Below are 22,030 nucleotides of genomic sequence, written 5' to 3'. Positions count from 1 at the left end.
AGGCCGGGCCAGCGCCAGCGCCTGACCGAGCCGGCGCCGCGTCTCCTCGGAGGCGCCGTCCGACGCGGCGATCTGCGCCCGGAGCAGGCACGCCTGCGCCCGCACGGATCTCGGAACGCCCGCTTCGTCCGACAGCCCGGCCAGCGACTCGACCGCGTCGTCGCCGCGTCCCGCCGCCAGCAGGGCGCGGGCCCGGGCCAGCGCATGCTCCGGCCGGTCCGAGGGCACCGCGTCCAGGACGACCAGGGCCGCGGCGGCGTCTGCGCGCGCGAGGTACGCGGACGCCTCGGCGACGGCCAGCTCGTCGAGCGCCCACGCGGACAGCCGGGACGGGAACGCGGCCGGCCCGAGCGCGTGGACGGCGGCGAGCGCCCCTCCCCGTCGCCCTCGGCCGCGGCCAGCCGCGCGCCGATGACGGCGGCCTCGACCACGGCCACGGGCTCCGGACGGGGACCCGCCGCCAAGGTCGCCAGGTCGAGATGGGAGCGGGCGGCCGGCAGGTCGTCGTGCTCGACCGAGACGCCCGCCAGGACGAGGTGGCCGACACGTGCCCGGCGCTCCGGGGGAAGTGCGGACCGCTCGGCGACGGCGAGCGAGGCGCGGGCGTGCTCGGTCGCCTGCCGCAGCCGGCCGCCCAGCAGCTCGACCAGGGCCAGTGATCCCAGCGCGTCGCAGAGCGAGGCCTCCGTCCCCTGCCCGCCGGAGGCCTCGACCGCCGCCGTCAGCGCGGACTCGGCGCGGTCGAGGCGTCCGGCGCCGAGCTCGACCGAGCCGAGGGCCGCCAGGATCAGGGCCCGGATCTCGGGGTGTCCGGCGAGCAGACGCGGCGGGATGCGCTCGAGCAGATCGTCGGCGTCGGCCGCCGCACGCTCGGTGGCCGCCAGGTCGCCCGCCAGCCGCCCCGCGAGGACCCCGAGGAAGGCGCGGCAGAGCCTCGCCTGCGGACCCGAGGCGTCGGTCAGGTACAGGTCCGCCCGCCGCAGCCCGGCCTGACATCCGGGCAGGTCCTGATCGGTCAGTCTGCGGGCCGCGCCGACCAGGGCCGGTGCGGCGCCCTTCGTGTCGGCCGGCATGTCGGCGAACGCACCGCCCAGCTGGTCCGTTTCCAGGCCCGTGAAGAGCCGGCCGATCGCCACGTTGTCGATCAGCTGTCCCGCCGCGAACTCCCAGTCACCGGCGGCGGCGGCCTGCGTCACGGCCTCCGTCAGCTGCCCGGCCCGGGCGAGCCAGCGCGCGGCCCGCCCGTGCAACCGGGGCTCGAGGCCGGGGCAGCGTTGCCGCAGGTGCGCGCGCAGGACTTCGGCGAACAGCGGGTGCAGCCGGTACCAGGCCGTTGCGTCGACCTGTTCGAGGAACGTGTTGGAGTGGGCGAGCCCGGCGAGTGTCTGAGCGGCGTCATCGCGGCCGGTCAGCGCGTCCGCGAGGTCCGGGTGGATCCGGTCGGTGACGCAGGCGCGCAGCAGCAGATCCTGAGTGGCCGGCGGCTGGGCGTCGAGCACCTCGTTGAGCAGGTAGTCGGCGATCGTGGTGCGGTCGGCGGCGAACTGGCGCAAGAACTCCTCGGGGTCGGTGCTGCGCTGCATCGCCAGGGCGCACAGGCGCACCCCCGCCGCCCATCCCTCGGTTCTGTCCACGAGAAGCCGGATGCCCTCCGGCGAGATCTCCAGCCGGTGCTTGCCGAGGAGAGTTTCGGCGTCCGCCCGGCTGAACTGCAGGTCTGCTTGGCGGATCTCGGTGATCTCGTCGGCCGCCCGGTAGCGGTGCAGTGGAAGCAGCGCGTCCGTTCGGCTGGTGAGCACGGTGCGCAGACCCTCGGCGGCGTTCCGGATCACGAAGTCCAGTCCGTCCGTGATCGCGGGGGCGCGGGCCGCGTCGAACCGGTCGAGCACCAGCACCACGGGCTCCGGCTGCCCGGACAGCCCTTCCGCCAGCCGCACCAGCAGTGACTGGCTCACCCCTTCGGCGCGGGTGGGCCTGCCCACCTCGGCCGGCAGTACCACCCCGCCCCGGTGGAGGGCTTCCAGGACGTACGCCCAGAAGGCGCCCGGAGCATCACCGGGCTCGACGGTCAGCCATACGGGGGGCCGCGGCGCGAGTCCCTTGGCCGCCCAGTGGGCGGCGAGCACCGTCTTGCCGGCGCCGGCCGGACCGCTGACGAGGGTGAGCGGGCCCCCCATCCCCGCCGTCAGGCGCTTCAGCAGCTCGGGCCGGGACACCAGGAGCTTCGGCACGGCCGGAACGGCGAATCTGACCGTGAGCATCGGGTCACCGGACGGCGCCAGGCTCGGGAGCTCCGGACGTCCCGGGACCTCGGGCCCTACGGGTACGGGGTTCGGGTTCCGCATGAAGCCACCGAAGGTTCACCGGGTACGCACTGTGATCGGCCCACGCCCTCCACTCAAGCCGTGATCGGTGGTGATCACCAGTCGTGTCACCCTGGCGGGGTCTGACTCACCCCCGGGTGGCCGTCTCCTCCGGGGCGTCGGCGGGAGTGCCCAGGTGGCGTGCCGGCAGGGGTTCGTGGGCCACTACGTATCCCACGGCGATGCCCACCGTGACGACGAAGAACAACATGATCAGCCACGACAGCATGACGAAGACCAGCCCGAGGCCCCCGAACTGCTCCAGGCTGCGGTTTATCGCGCGGGGCATGTAGAACCTGGACCCCCAGGTGACCACCTGTTCCCCGACCGCGACCAGGATCGCGCCGGGCAGCAACGGCAGCCACGGGACCCTGGCGCCGAGCAGCAGGTGCTGGGTCCACCACCACAGCAGGGTGCCGCTGACCAGCGCGAGGACCGCGCCGAGCGCCCGGCCGGTGCCGAACGCGTTCTGGATCGGTCCCTGGAAGATCAGGGCGGCCAGCCACACGCCGATCCAGGCGAGCCAGCGCCAGGCGGCGAGCCGGGCGGCGGCTTTCGGGAGGTGCCAGGACCGTTCGCAGGTCGTCTGCAGGGCGCGGCTGCAGGCGGTGGCGGACAGCAAGGTCACCAGGATGCCCACGGCTCCGGTGCTCGCGACGGCCGCGGCGTCACCGGCCGCGTACACGGCGCGCACCTGGTCCAGCGCGGGGCCCGTCAGGCCCAGGGTCGAGCTGATCGTCGAGATCAGCTGCTCGCGCATCCAGTCGGGGGAGACGGCCGCGATGACGAAGACGGCGGGGATCGCGCCGAGGAACGCCTGCGCCGCCAGCCGAGTGGCGCAGTCCAGTACGTAGATGCTGGTGAGCTGCTCGAGGATCCGGCCCAGGAACGGCGTGTACTTGCGCATCCAGCCCGGCATGGTGAAGCGACGCGGCCAGGCACGGGGTCCGGGCACGGTGACGCCTCCTTCCGGGAACGGCGCCCGTCGGCTGTGGCGGCCTCTCCATGAGAAGAATGGGGGAGAGGGGAATCTCCGGCATGTCCGGCGTCTCCTGAGGAAGGTGTGACGCCGGATCGCTTCCGGTGCGCGGACCTGGCCCGGGCCTCAGTTCGCCGCTTGCTTCACGAGGGCGCCGATCCTCGCCTCGTCGGTGGCGGTCAGCTCCTTCAGGGCGTACGAGGTCGGCCACATGGCGCCTTCGTCGAGGTTCGCCTTGTCGCTGAAACCGAGCGTCGCGTACCTCGTGTTGAACTTCTGCGCGCTCTGGAAGAAGCAGACGACCTTGCCGTCCCTGGCGTACGAGGGCATCCCGTACCAGAGCTTCGGTGCGAGTTCCGGCGCGCTCGCCTTGACGACCGCGTGGAACCGTTCGGCCATGACCCGGTCCGAGTCCGACATCTCGGCGATCTTCGCGAGCACGGCGGCTTCCTCCTCCCGTGCCTTGTCGGCGCGCGATCCGCGGCGCGCGGACGCCCTCAGCTCCTGGGCCCGCTCCTTCATCGCGCCGCGCTCCTCGTCCGTGAACCTCTTCGAGGAGCTGTCGGTCGCGGTGGTGTTCTCGGCGGGCTTCTGCGTGTCGTTCATTGCGGGTTTCCTCCTGGTACAGGGCTTGATGGACGTCATCGTCATGCCTTCGGGCCGCCGGGGCCGGCGGGTTTGCCCGCCGGCCCCGGCCGGGGCCCGTCATCCCCAGGCGCCGGCGATCTGGCGGGTCGTGGCGTTGAGCCGGTTGAACATGTTGGTGACGCCGATCATCAGGACGATCGCGGCCAGCTGCTTCTCGTCGAAGTAGGTGGCGGCCGTGTCCCAGACCTCGTCGCTCACCGGGTCGGGACGGTCGGCCAGCCGCGTCGCGGCCTCGGCCAGCGTGAGGGCCGCCCGCTCCTCCTCGGTGAAGTACGGGGCCTCCCGCCAGGCGGCGACCGTGGCCAGCCGCTCGTCGCTCACCCCGGCCTTGCGGGCCGACTTGGCGCCGCCGTCGACGCAGGCGCTGCAGCCGTTGATCTGGCTGACCCGCAGATGCACCAGCTCCAGCGTCTGCCCGTCCACCCCACCGGAGTGCACGGCCTTGAAGATCTCCTGGATGGGCTGCATCGCGCCGGACAGTACGACGGCGGGGTTCTGCATACGAGACTGCATGGTGGTTCGCTCCTCTTACCGGTTGGTTCCCCGTTCCCTCGGGGTGTGACTCCATGACAGCCGCTCCGGCGTGCCGTGACGACGGCGATGGGACGCCCTGGGACAGTTCAAATGGCCTTGATCTGCGCAGACTTGGCCCGCAATACTTCGGCCGGGGCGGGACAGCGAAGCGGGGGAACCATGGATGTGGAACAGCGGACGGCGAAGACCGGGCCGCAGGACGAGCTGGCCGCCCGGCTGCGCCTGATCCAGGAGCTGTCCGGGCTCGGCGTACGCGCCCTCGCGAGGGACACCGGACTCAGCTCCTCCTCGCTGTCGCGTTACCTCAGCGGTCAAACCGTGCCGCCCTGGCCCGCGGTGATCGCCCTCTGCCGCCTCGTCAAGCGCGACCCCCGCCCCCTGCGCCCCCTGTGGGAACGGTCCTCGAACCCGCTGCCAGCGCCCCCGAAGTCCAGCCGCCAGGTCCAGCCGAGGCCCCGCAACGATCTGCCGCGCGACGTACCCGACTTCACCGGACGGGAGGCCCAACTCGCCGCCGTGCTCGCCGCGCTGGAAAGCCACCAGGTGGTCGCCCTCGACGGCATGGCAGGCGTCGGCAAGACCTGCCTGGCGGTGCACGCCGCGCACCGGCTCGCCGCCCCCTACCCGGACGCCCAGCTCTATGTGGACCTGCACGGCTTCACCGAGGGCCGCGAACCGCTCGATCCCGACTCCGCGCTGCGCATGCTGCTCTCGGCGCTCGACGTCCCGTCCGAGAGGGTCCCGCAGGAGGGCATCGAACAGCTGGCCGCCTGCTGGCGGTCGGAACTGGCCCGCCGGCGGGCCGTCGTGGTCCTCGACAACGCCGCCGACGCCGACCAGGTCCGCCCGCTGCTGCCCGGCGCAGGCCCCTCCGTCGTCGTGATCACGAGCCGCAAGCGGCTGCTGGGCCTGGACGAGGTGCCCCCGGTGTCGCTGGACGTGCTGAGCCCCCAGGAGAGCGCGGAGCTGCTGGCCCGTGCCAGCGGCGACCCCAGCGGCCCCGAAGGGCGGCTGGCCCGCGAACCGGAGTCCGCCGCCGAGGTACTGCGGCTGTGCGGGCATCTGCCGCTGGCCCTGCGGCTGGCCGCGGCCCGGCTGCGGCACCGGCCGGGGTGGACCGTGGGCATCCTCGTAGAGCGGCTGGCGCAGGGCGCGAACGAGTTCGACACCGCGTTCGCCATGTCCGTGAGGCAGCTGGACCGGGCGCACGCCCGGCTGTTCCGGATGCTGGGGCTGCTGCCCGGGGGCTCCTTCGACGAGTACCTGGCGGCGTCGCTGGCGGACGTGCCCCTCCACAGTGCCCGGGAGATGCTGGAGGACCTGGTCGACGCGCACCTGGTCCAGCAGCCGACGGCCGGCCGCTACCGGCTGCACGACCTGGTGCACCAGCACGCGCGCGCGGCCTGTGCGGAGCAGGACTCGCAGGCCGAGCGGGAGCGGGCGCTGGGCCGCTTCCTCGACTACTACGTGCACGCGGCGGCCGCGGCGGACGCCGCGATGCCGGTCCTGTCGCCCGGCCGGTCGCCCTCCGCGGGCCGTCCCCCGGCCGCGCTGCCGCGGTTCACGGACAAGAACACTGCCTTGGCCTGGCTCGTCGCGGAGTACGAAGCGATGATCGCCGCCTTCGAGACGGCGGTCGCCGTCGGGGCCGATGTGCATGTGTGCGAGCTGCCGCGCTTCCTGCGGGCGTACTTCGCGCGGCGGTGCGGTACGACGCACCTCAACCACCTCTTCGAGCGGTCGCTCGCCGCCGCCGAGCGCCTGGGCGATCCGCTGCAACTGGCGGAGGCGTACAGCGACCTGGGCTTCGCCCGTTACAACGCGGGCCGGATGGCGGAGGCCGGAGCCGCGTACGAGGCGGCCGGGGTAGAGGTGTCCCGGGCGGGGGACGTGCGCTCGGAGGCCGAACTGGCCATGCGCCGCGGCTATCTGAGGTGGGAGCAGGGGAGTGTCGAGGAGCCACTCGAACTCTTCGGGCTGGCAGGGAAGTTGTACGAGCAAGCCGGTCTCCCGGCGGGCGCGGCCCACGCGGCCGCCTCCGAGGCCTGGGCGATGCTGCAACTGGGAGACCGTGAGCAGGCGGCGCGGCGGGCCCGGGAGGTGCTGGGCATTCCGCACGCGGACCCGGCATGGCCGCCGACGCTGACGGCACGGATCACCCTCGGCGTGGCCATCGCCGGCGAGGCACCCGAAGAGGCGGCGGAGCACCTGCACCGGGCGCTGGCACTGGCCCGCGAGGACGGGCACATGAACAACGAGGCGTGGGCCCTCAACTGCCTGGGTGTCGCCCTGCGGCGGATGGGCCGGTACGAGGATGCACTGGCCAGTCATCGGGAGGCCTTCGCGCTGTTGGACGAGCTGTTCGAGGAACACTGGAAGATCCGTTTCCTCAACGGCTACGCCGAGACCTGCCGGCTCGCGGCCCTGCCCGAGGAGGCCCTGCGGCTGTACCGGCAGGCGCTGGAGCTGGCCCCGAGGCTGGGATACCGGCATGAGGAAGCACTGGCCCACGAGGGGATCGCGATCGTGCTCGACGGGACGGACCGGGCCGCGGCCGCCGAACACCGTGCGGCGGGACAGGCCGTCCTGCAGGAGCTCGGCTCCGGGGCCCGCTGACCCCGAATGTCAGAGGCGGCGCCTAGCCTCTGGGCATGTCTGAGAACTCCGAGAGTGAGCCCGTCGCGGATCTGCCGGGAGAACCCACCGCCGCGTGGACGGCGGACTGGGCGAGCGGGTCTTCCCTGCCGGACCGTCGGCTGCTGGGCACCTTCACCGGCCATGACGGTCCGGTGACGGCGGTCGGCACCGCGATCGTCGGCGGAAGGCCGGTCGCCGTCTCCGGCAGCCGGGACAACACCGTGCGGATATGGGACGTGGCGACGGGCGTACAGCTCCATGACCCCGTCACCGGCCACACCGATCCGGTGTCGTCGGTGACGGCCGAAGTGCTGTCCGTGGCCACGGCGGTGGCCGACGGGAAGGCCGTCGCGCTCACGCTGCACGCCGACGATGCGGTCCTCGTCTGGGACCTGGCCACCGGCCGCGAGGCCGGGGAATTCGTCAGGGTGGTGGAGGACACCGTCCTGGACGGGTGCCGCGCCGTCCTCACCCTGGGGGCGGAAGGGACGCTGCGCGTCTGGGACCCGCTCAGCGGCAGGCAGGTCAACGCGTTCCCGTCGGCGATCGACGTCGCGACGCTGGACGACGGGCGCCGTGTCGTCGTCACCCTCGACCGCACGGACGTGGACCGGACCGTGGAGCTGTGGGACCTGGCCCGCGGCCGCCAACTGGGGGAGTCCCTGCGGGTGGTGAGGACCGTCGACCTCGACGGGCGCATGCTCGCCCTCACCGCCCCGGAGGATGGCGCGGTGCCGGGCGTGTGGGACCTGACCACCGGCCACCCGGCGGAGACCTCCCCGGCCTCCCCGGCCTCCCCTGCCTCCCCGGACCTGTCCCGCGCCGCGGAGGTGCCCGGTGTGTCCGCCCTTACCGTGGTGCAGGGGAGAGCGGTCGCCCTCGGGCTCGACGACGAGGACCCCGAGTTCATCGGCTCCCTGAGCGGTGTCCGTCAACGCGGCGCCTACGTACGGGCTCGGGAGACCACGGTGTCGGGAGGGCGGACGGTTGCCCTCGCCACCGCGGCGGACGGGTCCCTGCGCATCTGGGACCTGACGGCCGACGGCCACCACACGGACGGCACGCGGGTGATCCGAAGCATCGGCGCGATCGGACAGCTGCCTTCCCAGTCCACCGGCACGCCTCGGCAGACACCGCTGTGGCACCTGCTCTCCGACCGCAGGAACGGCCAACTGCTGACCGGTCACACCGGCCACACCGGCCGGGTCTGGGACGTGGCGACGACGGTCCTGGACGGGCGGCCGGTCGCCGTGACCGCGGGCGCCGACCACACACTCCGCGTCTGGGACCTCGGCGACTCGCACACGACGGGGCACGGCGACGCGGAGCAAGGACAAGGGCACAGCGGACCGGTCCTGGCGATCGCGACGGCCGTTCTCGACGGGCGTCCCGTTGCCGTCACTGCAGGCGCCGACCACACCCTGCGCACTTGGGACCTGGCCACCGGCCGGCCGGCCACTGCCCCCGTGACCGGCCCGGAGGGTGAGCCCGCCGCCCTCGCCACGGCGGTGGTGGACGGGCGGGTCGTCATCGTCACCGCCGGTCCGGGCGCCGCAGTGCAGATCCTGGATCCGGCCGCCGCGGGAGACCTCGACGGCCGCTTCCTCACCCACCACGACCGGGTGCTGGCCATGGCCACCGCGACCCTGGACGGCCGTCCCGTCGCCGTCACGGCGGGCAGCGACCGCACCCTGGCCGTCTGGGACCTCACCACCCGTCAGCGGGTCGGCGAGCCCCTCGCGGGCCACTCCAGCCGGGTCACCGCCCTCGCGACGGCCGTGCTGGAGGGACGCCCCGTCGCCGTCACGGGAAGCTGGGACAAGACCGTACGGCTGTGGGACCTCGGCACGGGCCGGCAGATCGGCGAACCCCTCACCGGCCACACCGACTGGGTGACGGCCGTGGCGACCACGTTGCTGGACGGGCGGGTCGCCGCGATCAGCAAGAGCCGGGACGGGACCGTACGGCTGTGGGACCTCGCCACCCTGCAGCAGATCGGCGGAGCGCAGACCGGTCACAAGGACTCACACGCAACCCTTGCCGTCACCGTCACGGACGGCCGGCCGGTCGTGGCGATCGGCCACGAAGAGTCCGTGCGCTTCTGGGACCTGGCCACGGGGTGCGAGGCCGCCGACGACCACCTGCTCCCGCTCCCCGTGGGCGCGCTCACCACGGCCCCGGACGGGCGGCTCGTGGTCGCCTACGGCCCGGACCTCGCGGTGCTCAGCCCGGCGCCGCTCCCCGTCGGGAACCCGTGAACCGCCCCGCACCGGGAGCCGGTTCACGGGTTCCCGACGGCGTCGGCCGCGCTGCTCACTCCTCCTGGAGGTACGCGGCGACCATGGCGAGGTCGTTGGCGATGCTCAGGATGCCGCTCGGGTCGGTCGTCGGCGTGGAGGCACCGGTGACGCCGGCGTAGAAGACGTCGTAGCGGCCGCCGCCCTTGTCCAGGTACCCGGCGATCGTGATCGCTCCGACGCCCAGGCGGTCGTTGAGGGCGTCCAGCCCCACGGCGGCGCCGGTCTTGGCGAACACCTTTCCACGCGCCGGGCAGTCGCGGCAGTTCTCGGCCAGCAGGCCGTCGACGCCGAGGATGGGCAGCGCCTCCCGGAAGAGCTTCGCCTCGGGGTTGCGCTGCCAGTACGTCAGCATCTGCGCCTCCGCCTGCGGCGTGGACCGGTCGACGGGGTTGCCGCCGCGGCCGTCGAGGAGCTGCACCTGCTTGCGGTCGACGCCCGCCTCGTCCAGGAACCCGGCCAGCACCGGGAACCCGTCCATGCAGTCGTGGCTGCCGGTCGTGACGGCCATCAGGCACATGCCCAGGTTGGCGCCCAGGTTGTGGCTGACCTTGAGGATGAGCTTGGCGTACTCGGCGAAGGGAGGCGAGGTGTACACCGCCACGCGCGGCCGGCCCTCGTAGGTGCGGGGCAGCTCGCCGACCGGGTTGGGGCCCGTCGGGCCGGCGGTGACATCCACCCCGGCCCGTTCGAGCGCCTCGATCAGCGCGGTGCGTCCGAAGGCCGCCGGGTCGGTGACGGGGGCCACCCGCAGCACCGGTTCGGAGCCCGCCGCGATCGTGCCGGACAGCCGGATCCGGGTGCCGTTCGCGGAGGTCGTCACCGTGACGGCGGCCGGCTTGCCCGCCGCCACGGTCTTCACCGTTGAGGTGACGACGTACGGGGCCACCTTCGGCCGCCAGTCCAGGCGCGCGGGCGCGTCGGCGCGGTCCCCGGGCGTGGTCGTCAGGTCGATGAGGTTGTCGTTGATGATCAGCGGGGTGGGAGTCGGGTCGAGGACCGGGGCAGGGGCGAAGAGCCGGTCGTCCACGATCACGTTCCCGTCCACACGGGTGATGCCGGAGCGCCGTACCTGCTGGGCCATGAGGTCCATCCCGGCGAGGGGGTTCTCCGGGGTGAGGGTGGCGCCGGGGACGTCATTGGCATAGGTGTGGTCGAGGTTGGTGAACGAGACCGAGCCGTCGGGGCTGGTTCTGCCGCCCATGGTGAGGTCGCCCTGGGCGACCAGGGCGAGGTCACCGGTCAGGGTGGCGCCGCGCCGCTCGCCGACCGCGTAGACCGGTGTCTCGAAGCGGTGGTCGGCACCGAGGGTGTTCCACGCCCCGGACACGCTGAACAGCTTGGCCGTGGACCCGGGGATGAAGAACTGTCCGGGGAACAGGCTGTGGACCACCCGCCCGGAGGCCGGGTCCTTCTGGAGGAGGCCCCACTGGGCGTAGCGGTACTCCGGCTTCCGCATGATCTCCGTGATGCGTGGGTCCAGCGGGCCGGAACCGCCGTCGCCGGACGGTGTCGGGGTCGGGGTGGGCGTGGGCGTCGGCGTCGGGGTGGGCGTCGGCGTTGCTCCGGCCGCTGTCCCCGACATCAGGGCCACGAGCAACAGGGCCGCGCATCCGGCGACCGTGCGGCGCCCCCGCGATCGGGTGTTCTTTACTCGCACCATGGCACGCCCCGTTCGGCTCGACGGACATGGGCCGCGCCGCCCGGTCAGCGTGCCCCCAGGCCTCTGACCAGCGTGGCACGGCCCCATCCGGCGCGCACTTCGCCCGGCTGTCCACCCGCCGGGCCGCCGTGTCCGCCGGCCGCCCGCGGCCCCGTTCAGTCCACGAGCACGCCGGGGTTGAGGATGCCCCGCGGATCGAGGGCCCCCTTCGCGGCCCGCAGCGCGAGGGCGAACGGCTCGGGGCGCTGGCGGTCGTAGCCCGGACGGTGGTCCCGGCCGACGGCATGGTGGTGGGTGATGGTGGCCCGGTGGCGGTGCAGGACCTCGCCCGCCACGGCCTTGAGGTCGTCCCAGAGGGCGACCTCGTCACCGGCACGGCCTGCGGCGAGGACGGTGAAGTACGGAGCCGCCCCGTCCGGATACACATGAGTCAGACGGCAGTTGACGGTTGCCGGGTGTCCGGTGGCCTTGAGCGCCGCCGCGCCGACCTCGGTGCGCACCGCCTCGATCAGGCCGGGGATCCGGTCCCAGGTGGCCGCCGTCTCGAAGGTCTCCGCGACGGCGCCCATCCTGGCCAGACCGTCGCGCAGGTAGGGCATCCGCAGGAAGGCCGAACGCCAGGCGCCCACGGCCGCGTCACCGCCCGTGTCACCGGCCGCGGCCTCGCCCGGGGCCTGGTCCGGGCCTGCGGTCCCGCCGTACCGGCCGCCGTACGAGCGGGCCAGGCCGACGGCCCGCTCGAGCCGGGCTGTCACCGGTTCGTCCGCCGACTCGAAGCCGAGCACCAGCACGGCGGAACCGTCCTGCGCCGCGCCCGACAGCGCGGCCTCACCGGAGTCCAGCAGACGGCAGTTGGCGGGGGAGAGGTCGGACTGCGCGAGGGTGCGCACCGCCCGGAGCGCGTCGTGGAAGTCGGTGAAGGTGACCGCGGCGGACGCCTTGTGGCGGGGGCGTTCCTGCAGGCGGACCCATGCCTCGGTGATGATGCCGAGGGCCCCTTCGGAGCCCAGGAACAGGCGGTCGGGGGAGGGACCCGCCCCGGAGGCGGGCAGCCGCCAGGAGCTGCTCGTGCCGGCCGGGGTGACCACGCGCATCGCTTGCACGAAGTCGTCGATGTGCGTGCGGCCGGTGGCGTAGTGGCCGCCGGCCCGGGTGGCGAGCCAGCCCCCCAGGGTGGAGAACTCGAAGCTCTGCGGGAAGTGCCGCAGGGTGAGGCCGTGGGGCCGCAGCTGGTCCTCCAGGCTCGGCCCGAGGGTGCCCGCCTGGATGCGCGCGGCCCGGCCCTCGGTGTCGACCTCCAGGACGCGGCCCATGGCGGTCAGGTCGAGGGACAGCACCGCCCGGTGGGCGTCGCCGCGGTACTCCACGCCCCCGGTGACCGAGGAACCCCCGCCGTACGGGACGACGGCGACCTGCCGGTCACCCGCCCAGTCCAGCAGGTCCGCCACGCCCTGCTCGTCCGTCGGGCGGGCGACGAGATCGGGGATGCGGCCGGGGCGCCCGCGAAGGGCACGCACCACGTCGCGGTACGCCTTTCCCATGGCGTGGGCGGCGCGGTCCCCCGGGTCCGCGGTGACCAGGTGGGCGAGGCTCGGCGGGGGTTCGACGGCGGGGCTCCCGATGCCCAGGTCCCGGACGCGGGGCACCGGGAGCGGGCGGCTGAGGGTGCCGGGCAGGAGGGCGCCCATCGCGGCGCATTCCGCGTCGTCGGGATGCGCGTCCGTCCAGCCCCAGCCCCACCAGGAGCGGGTGCGGGACGTCGGCTGCGTGGTGGTGCCGGCCATGGAGGCGCTCCAGAGGTCGAGGTAATTTACCTAGCGGTAAATTACCTACTGATAATATCCGCTCATGGCAACCCCACCTTCGAAAGCCGGTACCAAGGGAGTCCCGCGGGAGCACCGCCGGCAGCAGATGCTCGAGGCGGCCACGGAGGAGTTCGGCACCCGCGGCTACGCGGCCGCGTCGCTGCCCGCGATCGCCGCCCGCGTGGGCGTCACCAAGACGCTGCTGCACCAGTACTTCGGCACCAAGGAGGACCTGTACGTCGCTTGCCTGGTCCCCGTCGGGGATCGGCTCCTGAATGCCATCCATACGGCGATGGGCCCGGACGGGACCGCTCCGCACACGCCGCTGCGCGTACTGCACGGCGTCTTCACCGCCCTGGAGGGTCGGCGGGAGGCGTGGTTCGTGCTGTACGACACCTCCCTGCCGCCCGGCGGCGAGGCGGCACGCCGGGCCTCGGAGTACTGGTCGGCCATCGACCGGCTCGCCGCCGGCGGCACCGCCGAACTGCTGCGCGCGGCCGGATCCACCGACCCGCTGGACGCCGACGCGCTCAAGTACGTATGGCGGGACCTGGTCGCCACCCTCGTTCGCTGGTGGGTCAAGCACCCGGAGCAGACCCCGGCGGCCATGACGCAGCGCTGCGCCCGCCTGTTCGCGGCGGCCGCCACCCTCACCCCCGACGGCCACTCCGGCTGACCCCGGCGGACGTCCGACCTGTGCTCCGTGTGGAACCGGGTCATGATGGCCAGAGGCCGGCGGGGCCTTCGGGCGGCCGCCGGACCCGCGCACGGCGGCATGTCCGACTCGGGAGGCGACTCGTACGCATGGACGAATCACGCAGAGCCTGGATCATGATCGGCGGCGTCGTCGCCGTCATCCTCTTGGACCTCTTGGCCCTCGTCCTGATGAACACCCTCGGACGATGACCGTCTGACGGCCTTCGGCTCCCATCCCGCGGCCTCCTGTGCCGCGCGGGCTCCCATCCTGCTCGGACTCCCATCCCGCGCGGCCTGCTGTGCCGCGCGGGCTCCTGCGCCGCGCCGACTCCCGCGCCGCGCGGCGACGGTTCCTCGTAGCTGACAGGACCACTCCCGCCCTGGCCCCGTGCCTCCCGTGAGTACCCTCGCCCGGTTCGGGCCGCTCAACGCCCACCGGTGCCCCTGCCGCATTCCAGCCCAAGGCGCCCTCCATTGCTGACGGCTGGTCAACTCCTCTCGCCCGAGCGGCAGTCCGGAAGTGTCGCCGTGTGAGGAAGAGAGACGTCCCGGACCCTTGCCGTGTCGCCCCGGTTCGCGAATGATGCTCCGGGCGTGTCGGACGACGGTGGTCGTGATTCGCCCGCCATCCTCGAACCCGACCGGCCAGGAGGCCTGTTGTGCGGACGAACCGTCACATCCAGAGATCAGCCGTGGTCGTCGGCGCCGCCCTCGCGCTGGTCGTCGGGCTTTCCCAGGCGGCCTTCGCGGCGCCACCCCCGGCCCTGCCCGCCCAGGCCGAAGCGATCGAGCAGACCTTCCAGCCTGCTTATGACTACGACACCGACGGCTGCTACCCGACACCCGCCATAGGCCCGACCGGAGTTCTGAACAGCGGACTCAAGCCCACCGGCGCCCTCAACGGCAACTGCCGCGACGCCTCGGACCTCGACAACACCAACGGATACTCCCGCTGGAGCTGCAACAACGGCTGGTGCGCCGTGATGTACGCGCTGTACTTCGAGAAGGACCAGGCCATCCCCGGCATCGAGCTCGGCGGCCACCGCCACGACTGGGAACACGTGGTGGTGTGGATCCAGGGCAACGAGGCCAAGTACGTCGCGACCTCCGCCCACGGCGACTTCAACATCCACGCGCGCGACCAGATCCGCTGGGACGGCACCCACCCCAAGATCGTCTACCACAAGGACGGCGCCGGCACCCACTGCTTCCGCGCGGCGAACACCAACGACGAACCGCCCGAGAACCACCGCCGTGCCTGGCAGTTCCCCGCGCTCGTCGGGTGGTCGGGCTACCCTGCGACGCTGCGGGACAAGCTCAGCCAGGCCGATTTCGGCAGCGCCCACTTCGGCCTGAAGGACAGCGCCTTCGCATCCCACCTGGCCAAAGCCAAGCCGGCGGGCATCCCCTTCGACCCGTATCAGACGTGACCGTCCTCGATGGGTCCCGTCGGCGCGTGAGGCTGTCCTCCATTAGGCCGGGCGGGTGCGGCTGCCGTGTGGCACCCGCCGAACGGGGCGATCGAACAGAATAGTTGTCCGCGACCACAGGATCGGATTCAGGCTGCAGACCTGGAAGGACGCGTCGTGGACACATCTTTGCTGGCCCATGTCGAAGCCGTCGTCGGCGAGGGGAAGGCCGTCTTCTCGGCGGACGACGAAGCCGTAGTGGCCTTCGTGCAGGAGGCGATCAGAAGCGGCAGAACCGCTTCCTTCTTCCTGTCCCGCGAGCAGGCCCGCATCCTCAGGAGCTTGCACTGGACGCCCGAGCGCGTCAAAGCGTCACGGCTCGAACCGGTATCGAGTGAGGAGAAGTCGCGGATCGAGTCCGAGCTGGGACTCGGAGACATCGGCTACTTCCGGTTCGCCGACTTCGCGTGCAAGAACGGCCATACGTTCAGTGCGTACGACTTCCTGAAGGAAGGGATCCGCGAACACGGGGTGGATGCGGTGAAGGCGATCTTCGAGCTGAAGAACGCGGCCTTCCTCCGTGTCAACCCGCACTTCGTCGTCACCTGTCCCGACTGCGACCAGACGATGGCGGGCGGCATCGAATACGAGGGCGACACCTACCCGGGATGCTCCTATCCGGATCCGCCGGTCCGCCAGTAGGTCTCCAGGTCTACGCCGGCCCCTGGTCCGCGGGAGGCAGCAGCTCGACGGGGGAGCGCAGGCGAAGTTCCGCGGGGAGGTCCAGGCGGCCCTGCCGGGACGCGACGACGATCTGCCGGACGGCGAGTTTCGCCTCGACCTCGCATTCCGCGGCGCGCACGGTGACCAGCCGGGCGTCGCGGACCACGCCGACCAGTCCGCTGATCCGGAAGACGACGGTGAGACCCACGTCGACGGTCGCGGCCGGGGCGCCGTCCACCAGCACGTCCACCGAGGGGTGGTGGGTGGACGTGATGGCGTGGGTGGCCAGGGCGACGATCTCCTCGCTGCCGGGGTACTGGCGGGTCCGGCGGGCGGCGGCCTTGAGGGCGGTGTGCTTGGACCAGCCGCCCGCGACCAGGGAGACGAGGTCGAGGTCGAGGAACCCGCCGATGACGGAGGCCAGTTCCGCCTCGACCGCCCGGTCCGCCGCGTTCGTCAGACCGCGCAGGCCGGGGAGGAGGCCCGTGCCCGCGTGCTGGTCGTGCAACGCCTCGGTGAGCCCGGGTGCGGCTTGGTCCTCCTCGGTGCCGAGCAGGAAGGACCGGACGGTGAGGGGCTCGGCGACAGGAGCAGTGGTCATCGGTCTTCCTCCTGCACGGTCTGCTCGCCGGGGTCCGTACGCGGCTCCAGCCGTACGGAGTGCCCGGGCGGGCCTATGACGTCGGTCGTCCCCGGGGAGGGGCGCAGCCGGGTGCTGACGTGCTCGTGCACCCAGCGCGGCCCCCGCTGGCGGTGGGACAGCATCGCTGCCCCGGCGGCGGCCAGCAGGCCCACTCCGAGCAGGCTCGAGCCGACCACCCAGCCGACGGGGGTCGAGCTCTGGTCCCCTGGGGTGAGGGTCGGTGGGACGGGCGTCGGCGGGACCGGACTGGGGACCGGACTCGGGGTGGGGCCCGGGCCGGTGGTCTCCGGTTCCGGGGACGGTCCCGGGGCCGTCACGGTGAACGCGGTCTCGGCGGCCTGGCCCGGGTCCGAGGCGCACTGGACGAGCATCGCGTGGTCGCCCGCCGGCTCATCGGCTGCGACCTGGACCCTGGTCTCGAACGTGCCCGCCTCCGATACCTCGGAGGAGCCCAGCGTGCCCCCGTCCCAGAGCAGGTCCACACTCGAACAGTTGAATCCGGAACCGGAGAGGAGGGGTTGCGCCGTACCGGCCTGTCCCTCGTCGGGAACGAGCGTCACCACCGGATCCTGATCGGGCGGTAGGGACCCGCCGCCGTCCACCGTGAAGGGCGCCGTGGCGACGATCCTGTCGTCCCGGTCGCAGACGGCCCTCACGTCGTGCGCCTCGGGGGCGGCATCGGCCGGGACGGTGATGTCCGCGGTGAACCCGTCCGCACCGGTGGCGACTTCGGCGGATCCGATCGCGCTCCCGTCCCAGAGGAGCGAGACCGTACCGGGAAGCTTCCCGGGACAGGACGCGAAACCGGAGCCGTCGACCCGGACGGGCGTCCCCGCCGGGCCCTCGGCCGGGCTCAGGGTCAGGGCGGGGACGGCGAGGGGCGCCACGGTGAAGGTGGCGGTCGCGGTGGACCGTACCGAGTAGACGCAGTCGACGGTCACGGGGTGGGGTCCGGCCGAGGCATCCTCCGGAACGGAGAAGGAGAGCTCGAACGCGCCGTCGGCGTTGCTGTCGGTGGCGCCGACTTGGCTGTCGTCCCAGCGGACGCGGACGTTGTCGCGCGCCCCCACGGCGGTGTCGGCCGTCGGGCCGCTGCCACAGGACCCGCTGACGACGACCGGGGTTCCGGGGGAGCCCTGGTCCGGCGTGAGGACGATCGAGGCGGCCGCCCGGGCCTGGGCGGGCGGTGCGGCGACGGGTGATCCCCACGCGACCGCCGTGCTCAGAAGCACCGCGGTCAGCGATCGGCCGGACCATCGGACAACGGCAGACATGACCCTCCGTGAGCTGTCTCCCATTCTCCTCCGCCCGCCCGGTACCCGCCCCTCGTCACGCGGCAGGCCGTGGCCCGGGCAGCCGGCCCGGTCGGACCGCGGTCCCGGTCACTGCGCCCACATGAGCCAGGGGTCGTCGCGGCAGTCCCGCTGGAGTACCGGCGCGTTCGCCCCGTCACCCGGTCGTGCCCCGGCGCACTTGCCGCTGTGGACGTTGACCAGCTGCCAGGCACGGTGCCCGCCGGCGTAGCGCACTTTCCAGAACTGGTCGGGGAACAGTCCCTCCCGGTCGCCGCACACGTAGTGGGTGACGGCGGCGTCGTTGGTGGTCCGGGCCGCGTCGACGGACAGGCACATTCCGCTGAACCGGTTGCGGACCGAGTAGACGGTGCCCGACGGGTCGGTCGTCTCCCGGGTGAGGTACCACTCCTGCTCCGCGACCGGTTCGACGGTGCCGTCCACCACAAGGCGCGCCCTTGTCTCGAATCCACCGGGCAAGCGGCGCGAGTACGACCCAACTCACCACAGGAGGTACGTTGAACAGCACGAGCAAGTTGGCGGGACGGGTGTTCCGGATCGCCGCCGCGGTCTTCGCGGCATCCGCCCTGACGCTCGCGGGAGCGGGCTCCTCGACGGCCGACACCTCGCCGGCTGGGTCTGCGGCCGCGTCGGCGGCGGTGTCCGCGTCCGTGTCTTCGTCGATTCCGGCGTCCTCGGCGGCACCCACCACCGACCTGGTCGCCCGGTCCGCCTCCGGGCAGGCCGTGGGTGTCCAGGCCGTCTCCACCCGGCGTCTCAGGAGCGTGGCCACCGGTCTGTGCGTGGACGACAGCAACATCGGCCTGCGGCACTTCGGTTGCCAGGACCAGAACGGGCCCTACGCCAATTACCAGCGGTTCCGGCTCGACACGTACTGATCGGGGGCGCCGCTCCCGTAGAGCGGCCGGCCTGAAGGCAAGAGACGCCGTGCGGTGCGGATCCGGGGGACCGCACCGCACGGCGGCATTTCCCGGAAACGGCAACAAAATTTGCCGATACCGCACGGCGCGCGCACGCTCCTGCGCATGCACCCACACAGTGACTCCAGACCCGCGGTTCGCCGGGCGCTCGCCGCCCTTTCGCTCTCCGTGCTGCTGTCCTCGCTCGGCACCAGCATCGCCAATGTCGGCCTGCCGACGCTGGCCCAGGCCTTCGGCGCCTCCTTCCAGGAGGTCCAGTGGATCGTCCTCGCCTACCTCCTCGCCATCACCACCCTGATCGTCGGCGCCGGACGGCTCGGCGACATCCTCGGCCGCCGACGGCTGCTCCTGGCCGGGATCCTCCTGTTCACGGTGGCCTCCGTGCTGTGCGGCGCCGCGCCCACGCTCTGGCTGCTGATCGCCGCCCGGGCGGCGCAGGGCCTCGGAGCGGCCGTCATGATGGCCCTCACCATGGCTTTCGTCGGTGAGACCGTCCCGAAGGCGAAGACCGGCAGCGCCATGGGGCTGCTCGGCACGATGTCCGCCGTCGGCACCGCGCTCGGTCCCTCGCTCGGCGGTGTCCTGATCTCCGGGTTCGGCTGGCGGGCGATCTTCCTCGTCAACGCCCCGCTGGGAATCCTGACCCTTCTCCTCGCCCACCGGCACCTGCCGGTCGACCGGCGCGGGCCCACGGCCGGCCGGGCCGGCTTCGACCATGTCGGCACGCTGCTGCTCGCGTTGACGCTCGCGGCGTACGCGCTCGCCGTGACCCTGGGGCGCGGCGCGTTCGGTGCGCTCAACGGGGCACTGCTGGTGGCCGCCGCCTGCGGGGCCGGCCTCTTCGTGCGCGCCCAGGCGAGAGCGGCGTCCCCCCTGATCCGGTTGCGGACGCTCCGCGATCCGAGGCTGAGCGGGGGCCTCGCCACGAGCGCCCTCGTCTCGACGGTGATGATGTCGACGCTGGTGGTCGGGCCGTTCTACCTCTCTCGTACCCTCGGGCTCCAAGAGGCCCTCGTCGGACTCGTCCTGTCGGTCGGTCCGCTCGTCGCCGCCCTGGCCGGTGTTCCGGCCGGTCGTATCGCGGACCGCTTCGGCGCGCCACGCATGACCATCGCCGGGCTCGCCGCCATGGCGGCCGGATCCGCCGTCCTGTCCGCGATACCGGCGCGGCTCGGCGTCGCCGGTTACGTGGCACCTATGGTCGTCGTCACGGCCGGCTACGCGGTGTTCCAGACGGCCAACAACACCGCGGTCATGGCCGATGTCCTCCCGGACCGGCGGGGCGTCGTCTCCGGCCTGCTCAACCTGTCGCGCAACCTCGGCCTCATCACGGGGGCATCGGTCATGGGCGCCGTGTTCGCTCTCGCATCGGCGACGACCGACGTGACCACGGCGCGCCCCGAGGCCGTCGCCACCGGCATGCGGGTCACCTTCGCCGTCGCGGCGGTCCTGATCGTCATCGCGCTCGCCCTCGCGATGCGTGTACGGGCTCGCGACTCTACTGCCGATGAGTACGCATTTGCTAGGTAAATCTGCTGAATCTGCCTTACCTGCTGGCTTATCTGACTGATACATTCCGCATGCGCACAGGACGGAATCCACCTCTGAAGGAGAGAATTCGATGAGGAAGATGCTTCTGCGCGGTCCCTCGGCGGGGAGGCGCTGGTCCTGGGCGCCCTGCTGGGCCTGGCGATACCGGGGTCGGCGTACGCCAACACGGTCGGTGTGACCGTGAAGACCCCGGGCGCCACCATGGGGCCCGGATCCCCCTTCTCCGAGATTTCGACCAACGCGGCCTGTAGCAGCGGTCTCATCTCCGGCGGCGGGATCAACCAGGCCATCGGCACCGGCACCTCGTCCAACGGGAACAAGGTGAACGGCACTTCGCCGAGCCCCGACGGCAGCACCGAGTACACCGGCTCCACCGGCGTGGTCGGCACCGACGTGACGTATCACGGTGGGAGCCGCCGGAGTCCCCGGCAGCTCCCGGCGCGGTGAGTACGCCCGCCCCGGCGGCTTCGGCCACGGATCCGGCGGCGGCGGGTCGCACGGCGGGGGCGGCTCCGGCGGCGGCGCGTCCGACGTACGGGCCGGTGCCTTCGGCCCGTCCGACCGGGTCCTGGTCGCCGGTGGCGGCGGAGGCGCGGGCAACGGCGGACCCCTGCTGCGCGGCGGCGCCGGCGGTCCCGTCGCGGAGCCCGGCGGACAGGGCGGCGGCCCCGAGGGATCCGGTGTCGCCGGCGGCGGAGCGAGCCAGACCGCACACGGCACCGGAAGCCCCAACTCGGCGCTCGGCGGCCCCGGGATCGCCGGCAGCGACATCGACCCCCAGACCGGTCTGCCCAACCCGGGCAGCGGAGGCCCCGGCGGCAACGGCGCCCGCGGCGGAAACGGCGGAGGCGGCGGAGGCGGCGGCTACTTCGGCGGCGGAGGCGGCTCCGGCGGCGGGAACCCCGGCAACCTCTACGGAGCGGGCGGCGGAGGCGGAAGCAGCTTCGCCGCACCGACGGCCACCGACGTCTCGCTCCTCCCGGCGGTCAACCAGGGCAACGGGAAGGCGATCGTCTCGTTCCGGTACGGGGCCTCGGTCACGGTGGCCGCGGACACGGCCGCACCGCTGTTCGGGCACCCGGTGACCCTCACCGCCACCGTCGGCTCGGCGAACCCCTCCGCGGGCACCCCGGGCGGGACGGTCACGTTCTCCGACGGGGCGACCGAGCTGGCGACCGTGCCGCTCGACGGCAGCGGCCGGGCCCGATTCCGTACCGGCACGCTCCAGCCCGGCTCCCATCCGATCACCGCGAGATACGGCGGAGACCCGGGCCACACGCCGGACGCAACGGCCCAACCGGCCGCCGTCACCGTCGGATTCAGCGAGCCGTGCCTCACCACTGCGCGCCAGGGAGCCCTCACCGTGTCCGCCGGTCAGGCGCTCTGCATCGCCTCCGGCGGCAGCCAGACGGGACCGGTCACGGTACGGCCCGGCGGGTCCCTGGCCGTGTCGGACGCCCGGATCTCCGGGCCGCTGTCCGCCGAAGGCGCTCTGGCCCTCACCGTCTGCCGGTCGAGCCTCACCGGACCGGTCGGCGTCAAGGGAAGCACCGGCTACGTGCTGATCGGCTCGGACCACGACTCGACGGCCTGCCCCGGCAACACGATCAACGGCCCGCTCACCCTCGAAGGCAACACCGGTGGTCTCCAGGCATCGGCCGACACGGTCACCGGACCGGTGAGGATCGACGGCAACAGCGCCGACGGACCGCTGTCCGGCGAGCCGGTCCCGGCGTTCCGGGCCAACCGGGTCACCGGACCCCTGCGCTGCGAAGCCAACAGCCCGGCATCGCTGCAGACGGACACCGTCGTGCAGGGACCCCGCTCAGGACAGTGCCGCCTCTGACGG

Annotated in this window: 17 protein-coding genes and 2 pseudogenes; 9 read left to right on the top strand and 10 right to left on the bottom strand. The window is 72.8% G+C overall.

Features of this window, described 5'->3' with window-relative positions; genetic code table 11:
• From OHA89_RS05295 to OHA89_RS05275, 5 genes and pseudogenes are all read right to left on the bottom strand, one after another.
• A pseudogene (locus OHA89_RS05295) lies at positions 1–300 on the bottom strand (hypothetical protein); the annotation flags it as partial.
• Between the two features lie 92 nt (positions 301–392).
• Positions 393–1,073: pseudogene (locus OHA89_RS05290) on the bottom strand (helix-turn-helix transcriptional regulator); the annotation flags it as partial.
• A 1,378-nt stretch (positions 1,074–2,451) separates the two neighbouring features.
• Positions 2,452–3,318: a YhjD/YihY/BrkB family envelope integrity protein gene (locus tag OHA89_RS05285; RefSeq protein ID WP_266613209.1), complete on the bottom strand. Its 867-nt coding sequence runs from the start codon at positions 3,316–3,318 to the stop codon at positions 2,452–2,454.
• A gap of 150 nt (positions 3,319–3,468) precedes the next feature.
• Positions 3,469–3,948, bottom strand: a complete 480-nt coding sequence (locus tag OHA89_RS05280; protein ID WP_257553008.1) for an iron chaperone — start codon at positions 3,946–3,948, stop codon at positions 3,469–3,471.
• Between the two features lie 99 nt (positions 3,949–4,047).
• Positions 4,048–4,503: a carboxymuconolactone decarboxylase family protein gene (locus tag OHA89_RS05275; RefSeq protein WP_215148957.1), complete on the bottom strand. Its 456-nt coding sequence runs from the start codon at positions 4,501–4,503 to the stop codon at positions 4,048–4,050.
• Between the two features lie 180 nt (positions 4,504–4,683).
• Here OHA89_RS05275 and OHA89_RS05270 point away from each other — a divergent pair, with 180 nt between their 5' ends.
• Positions 4,684–7,140: a tetratricopeptide repeat protein gene (locus tag OHA89_RS05270; protein WP_406365427.1), complete on the top strand. Its 2,457-nt coding sequence runs from the start codon at positions 4,684–4,686 to the stop codon at positions 7,138–7,140.
• A 35-nt stretch (positions 7,141–7,175) separates the two neighbouring features.
• Positions 7,176–9,419 (top strand): WD40 repeat domain-containing protein, encoded by a 2,244-nt coding sequence (locus OHA89_RS05265; RefSeq protein ID WP_406365426.1) that lies wholly within the window; start codon positions 7,176–7,178, stop codon positions 9,417–9,419.
• A gap of 55 nt (positions 9,420–9,474) precedes the next feature.
• On the opposite strand, the gene dacB is transcribed toward OHA89_RS05265, so the two are convergent.
• Both dacB and OHA89_RS05255 read right to left on the bottom strand, forming a co-directional pair.
• Complete coding sequence (gene dacB, locus OHA89_RS05260; RefSeq protein ID WP_406365425.1) at positions 9,475–11,121, bottom strand: D-alanyl-D-alanine carboxypeptidase/D-alanyl-D-alanine-endopeptidase; 1,647 nt, start codon at positions 11,119–11,121, stop codon at positions 9,475–9,477.
• 155 nt (positions 11,122–11,276) lie between these two features.
• Positions 11,277–12,905, bottom strand: coding sequence for an FAD-binding oxidoreductase (locus tag OHA89_RS05255; RefSeq protein ID WP_266613202.1), 1,629 nt, complete (start codon positions 12,903–12,905; stop codon positions 11,277–11,279).
• A gap of 64 nt (positions 12,906–12,969) precedes the next feature.
• Between OHA89_RS05255 and OHA89_RS05250 the strand changes: the two genes are divergently transcribed.
• The 3 genes from OHA89_RS05250 to OHA89_RS05240 all read left to right on the top strand — a co-directional run bounded on the left by OHA89_RS05250 (position 12,970) and on the right by OHA89_RS05240 (position 15,733).
• Positions 12,970–13,602, top strand: a complete 633-nt coding sequence (locus OHA89_RS05250; RefSeq protein ID WP_406365423.1) for a TetR/AcrR family transcriptional regulator — start codon at positions 12,970–12,972, stop codon at positions 13,600–13,602.
• 679 nt (positions 13,603–14,281) lie between these two features.
• Positions 14,282–15,052, top strand: a complete 771-nt coding sequence (locus tag OHA89_RS05245; RefSeq protein WP_266613200.1) for an NPP1 family protein — start codon at positions 14,282–14,284, stop codon at positions 15,050–15,052.
• A gap of 156 nt (positions 15,053–15,208) precedes the next feature.
• Positions 15,209–15,733 (top strand): hypothetical protein, encoded by a 525-nt coding sequence (locus OHA89_RS05240; RefSeq protein WP_266613198.1) that lies wholly within the window; start codon positions 15,209–15,211, stop codon positions 15,731–15,733.
• A gap of 10 nt (positions 15,734–15,743) precedes the next feature.
• Here the strand turns inward: OHA89_RS05240 and OHA89_RS05235 are convergent, their stop codons facing one another.
• The 3 genes from OHA89_RS05235 to OHA89_RS05225 all read right to left on the bottom strand — a co-directional run bounded on the left by OHA89_RS05235 (position 15,744) and on the right by OHA89_RS05225 (position 18,133).
• Positions 15,744–16,355 (bottom strand): hypothetical protein, encoded by a 612-nt coding sequence (locus tag OHA89_RS05235; RefSeq protein WP_215148945.1) that lies wholly within the window; start codon positions 16,353–16,355, stop codon positions 15,744–15,746.
• Positions 16,352–17,671 carry a hypothetical protein gene (locus OHA89_RS05230; protein WP_266613196.1) on the bottom strand — a complete coding sequence of 440 codons (1,320 nt, stop codon included), beginning with the start codon at positions 17,669–17,671 and terminating at the stop codon, positions 16,352–16,354. Before OHA89_RS05230 ends, OHA89_RS05235 begins: the two co-directional genes overlap by 4 nt.
• A gap of 108 nt (positions 17,672–17,779) precedes the next feature.
• On the bottom strand, positions 17,780–18,133 hold the full coding sequence (locus OHA89_RS05225) for an RICIN domain-containing protein (protein ID WP_406365420.1): 354 nt from the start codon (positions 18,131–18,133) through the stop codon (positions 17,780–17,782).
• 74 nt (positions 18,134–18,207) lie between these two features.
• Between OHA89_RS05225 and OHA89_RS05220 the strand changes: the two genes are divergently transcribed.
• From OHA89_RS05220 to OHA89_RS05205, 4 genes are all read left to right on the top strand, one after another.
• On the top strand, positions 18,208–18,588 hold the full coding sequence (locus OHA89_RS05220) for a hypothetical protein (RefSeq protein WP_406365419.1): 381 nt from the start codon (positions 18,208–18,210) through the stop codon (positions 18,586–18,588).
• Positions 18,589–18,735: 147 nt separating this feature from the next.
• Positions 18,736–20,160, top strand: a complete 1,425-nt coding sequence (locus OHA89_RS05215; RefSeq protein ID WP_406365418.1) for an MFS transporter — start codon at positions 18,736–18,738, stop codon at positions 20,158–20,160.
• Between the two features lie 195 nt (positions 20,161–20,355).
• A complete protein-coding gene (locus OHA89_RS05210) occupies positions 20,356–20,628 on the top strand; it encodes a hypothetical protein (RefSeq protein WP_266613189.1) in 273 nt (90 codons plus the stop codon).
• Positions 20,588–22,027: an Ig-like domain-containing protein gene (locus OHA89_RS05205; protein WP_406365417.1), complete on the top strand. Its 1,440-nt coding sequence runs from the start codon at positions 20,588–20,590 to the stop codon at positions 22,025–22,027. The genes OHA89_RS05210 and OHA89_RS05205 overlap by 41 nt, the downstream gene beginning before the upstream one ends.
• Positions 22,028–22,030 lie beyond the last annotated feature (3 nt).

The organism is Streptomyces sp. NBC_01546, assembly GCF_045208355.1.
Taxonomy (GTDB): Bacteria; Actinomycetota; Actinomycetes; order Streptomycetales; family Streptomycetaceae; genus Streptomyces.
Note: the sequence above shows the minus strand (reverse complement) of the source record. Positions and strands in the feature narration are given on the sequence as shown.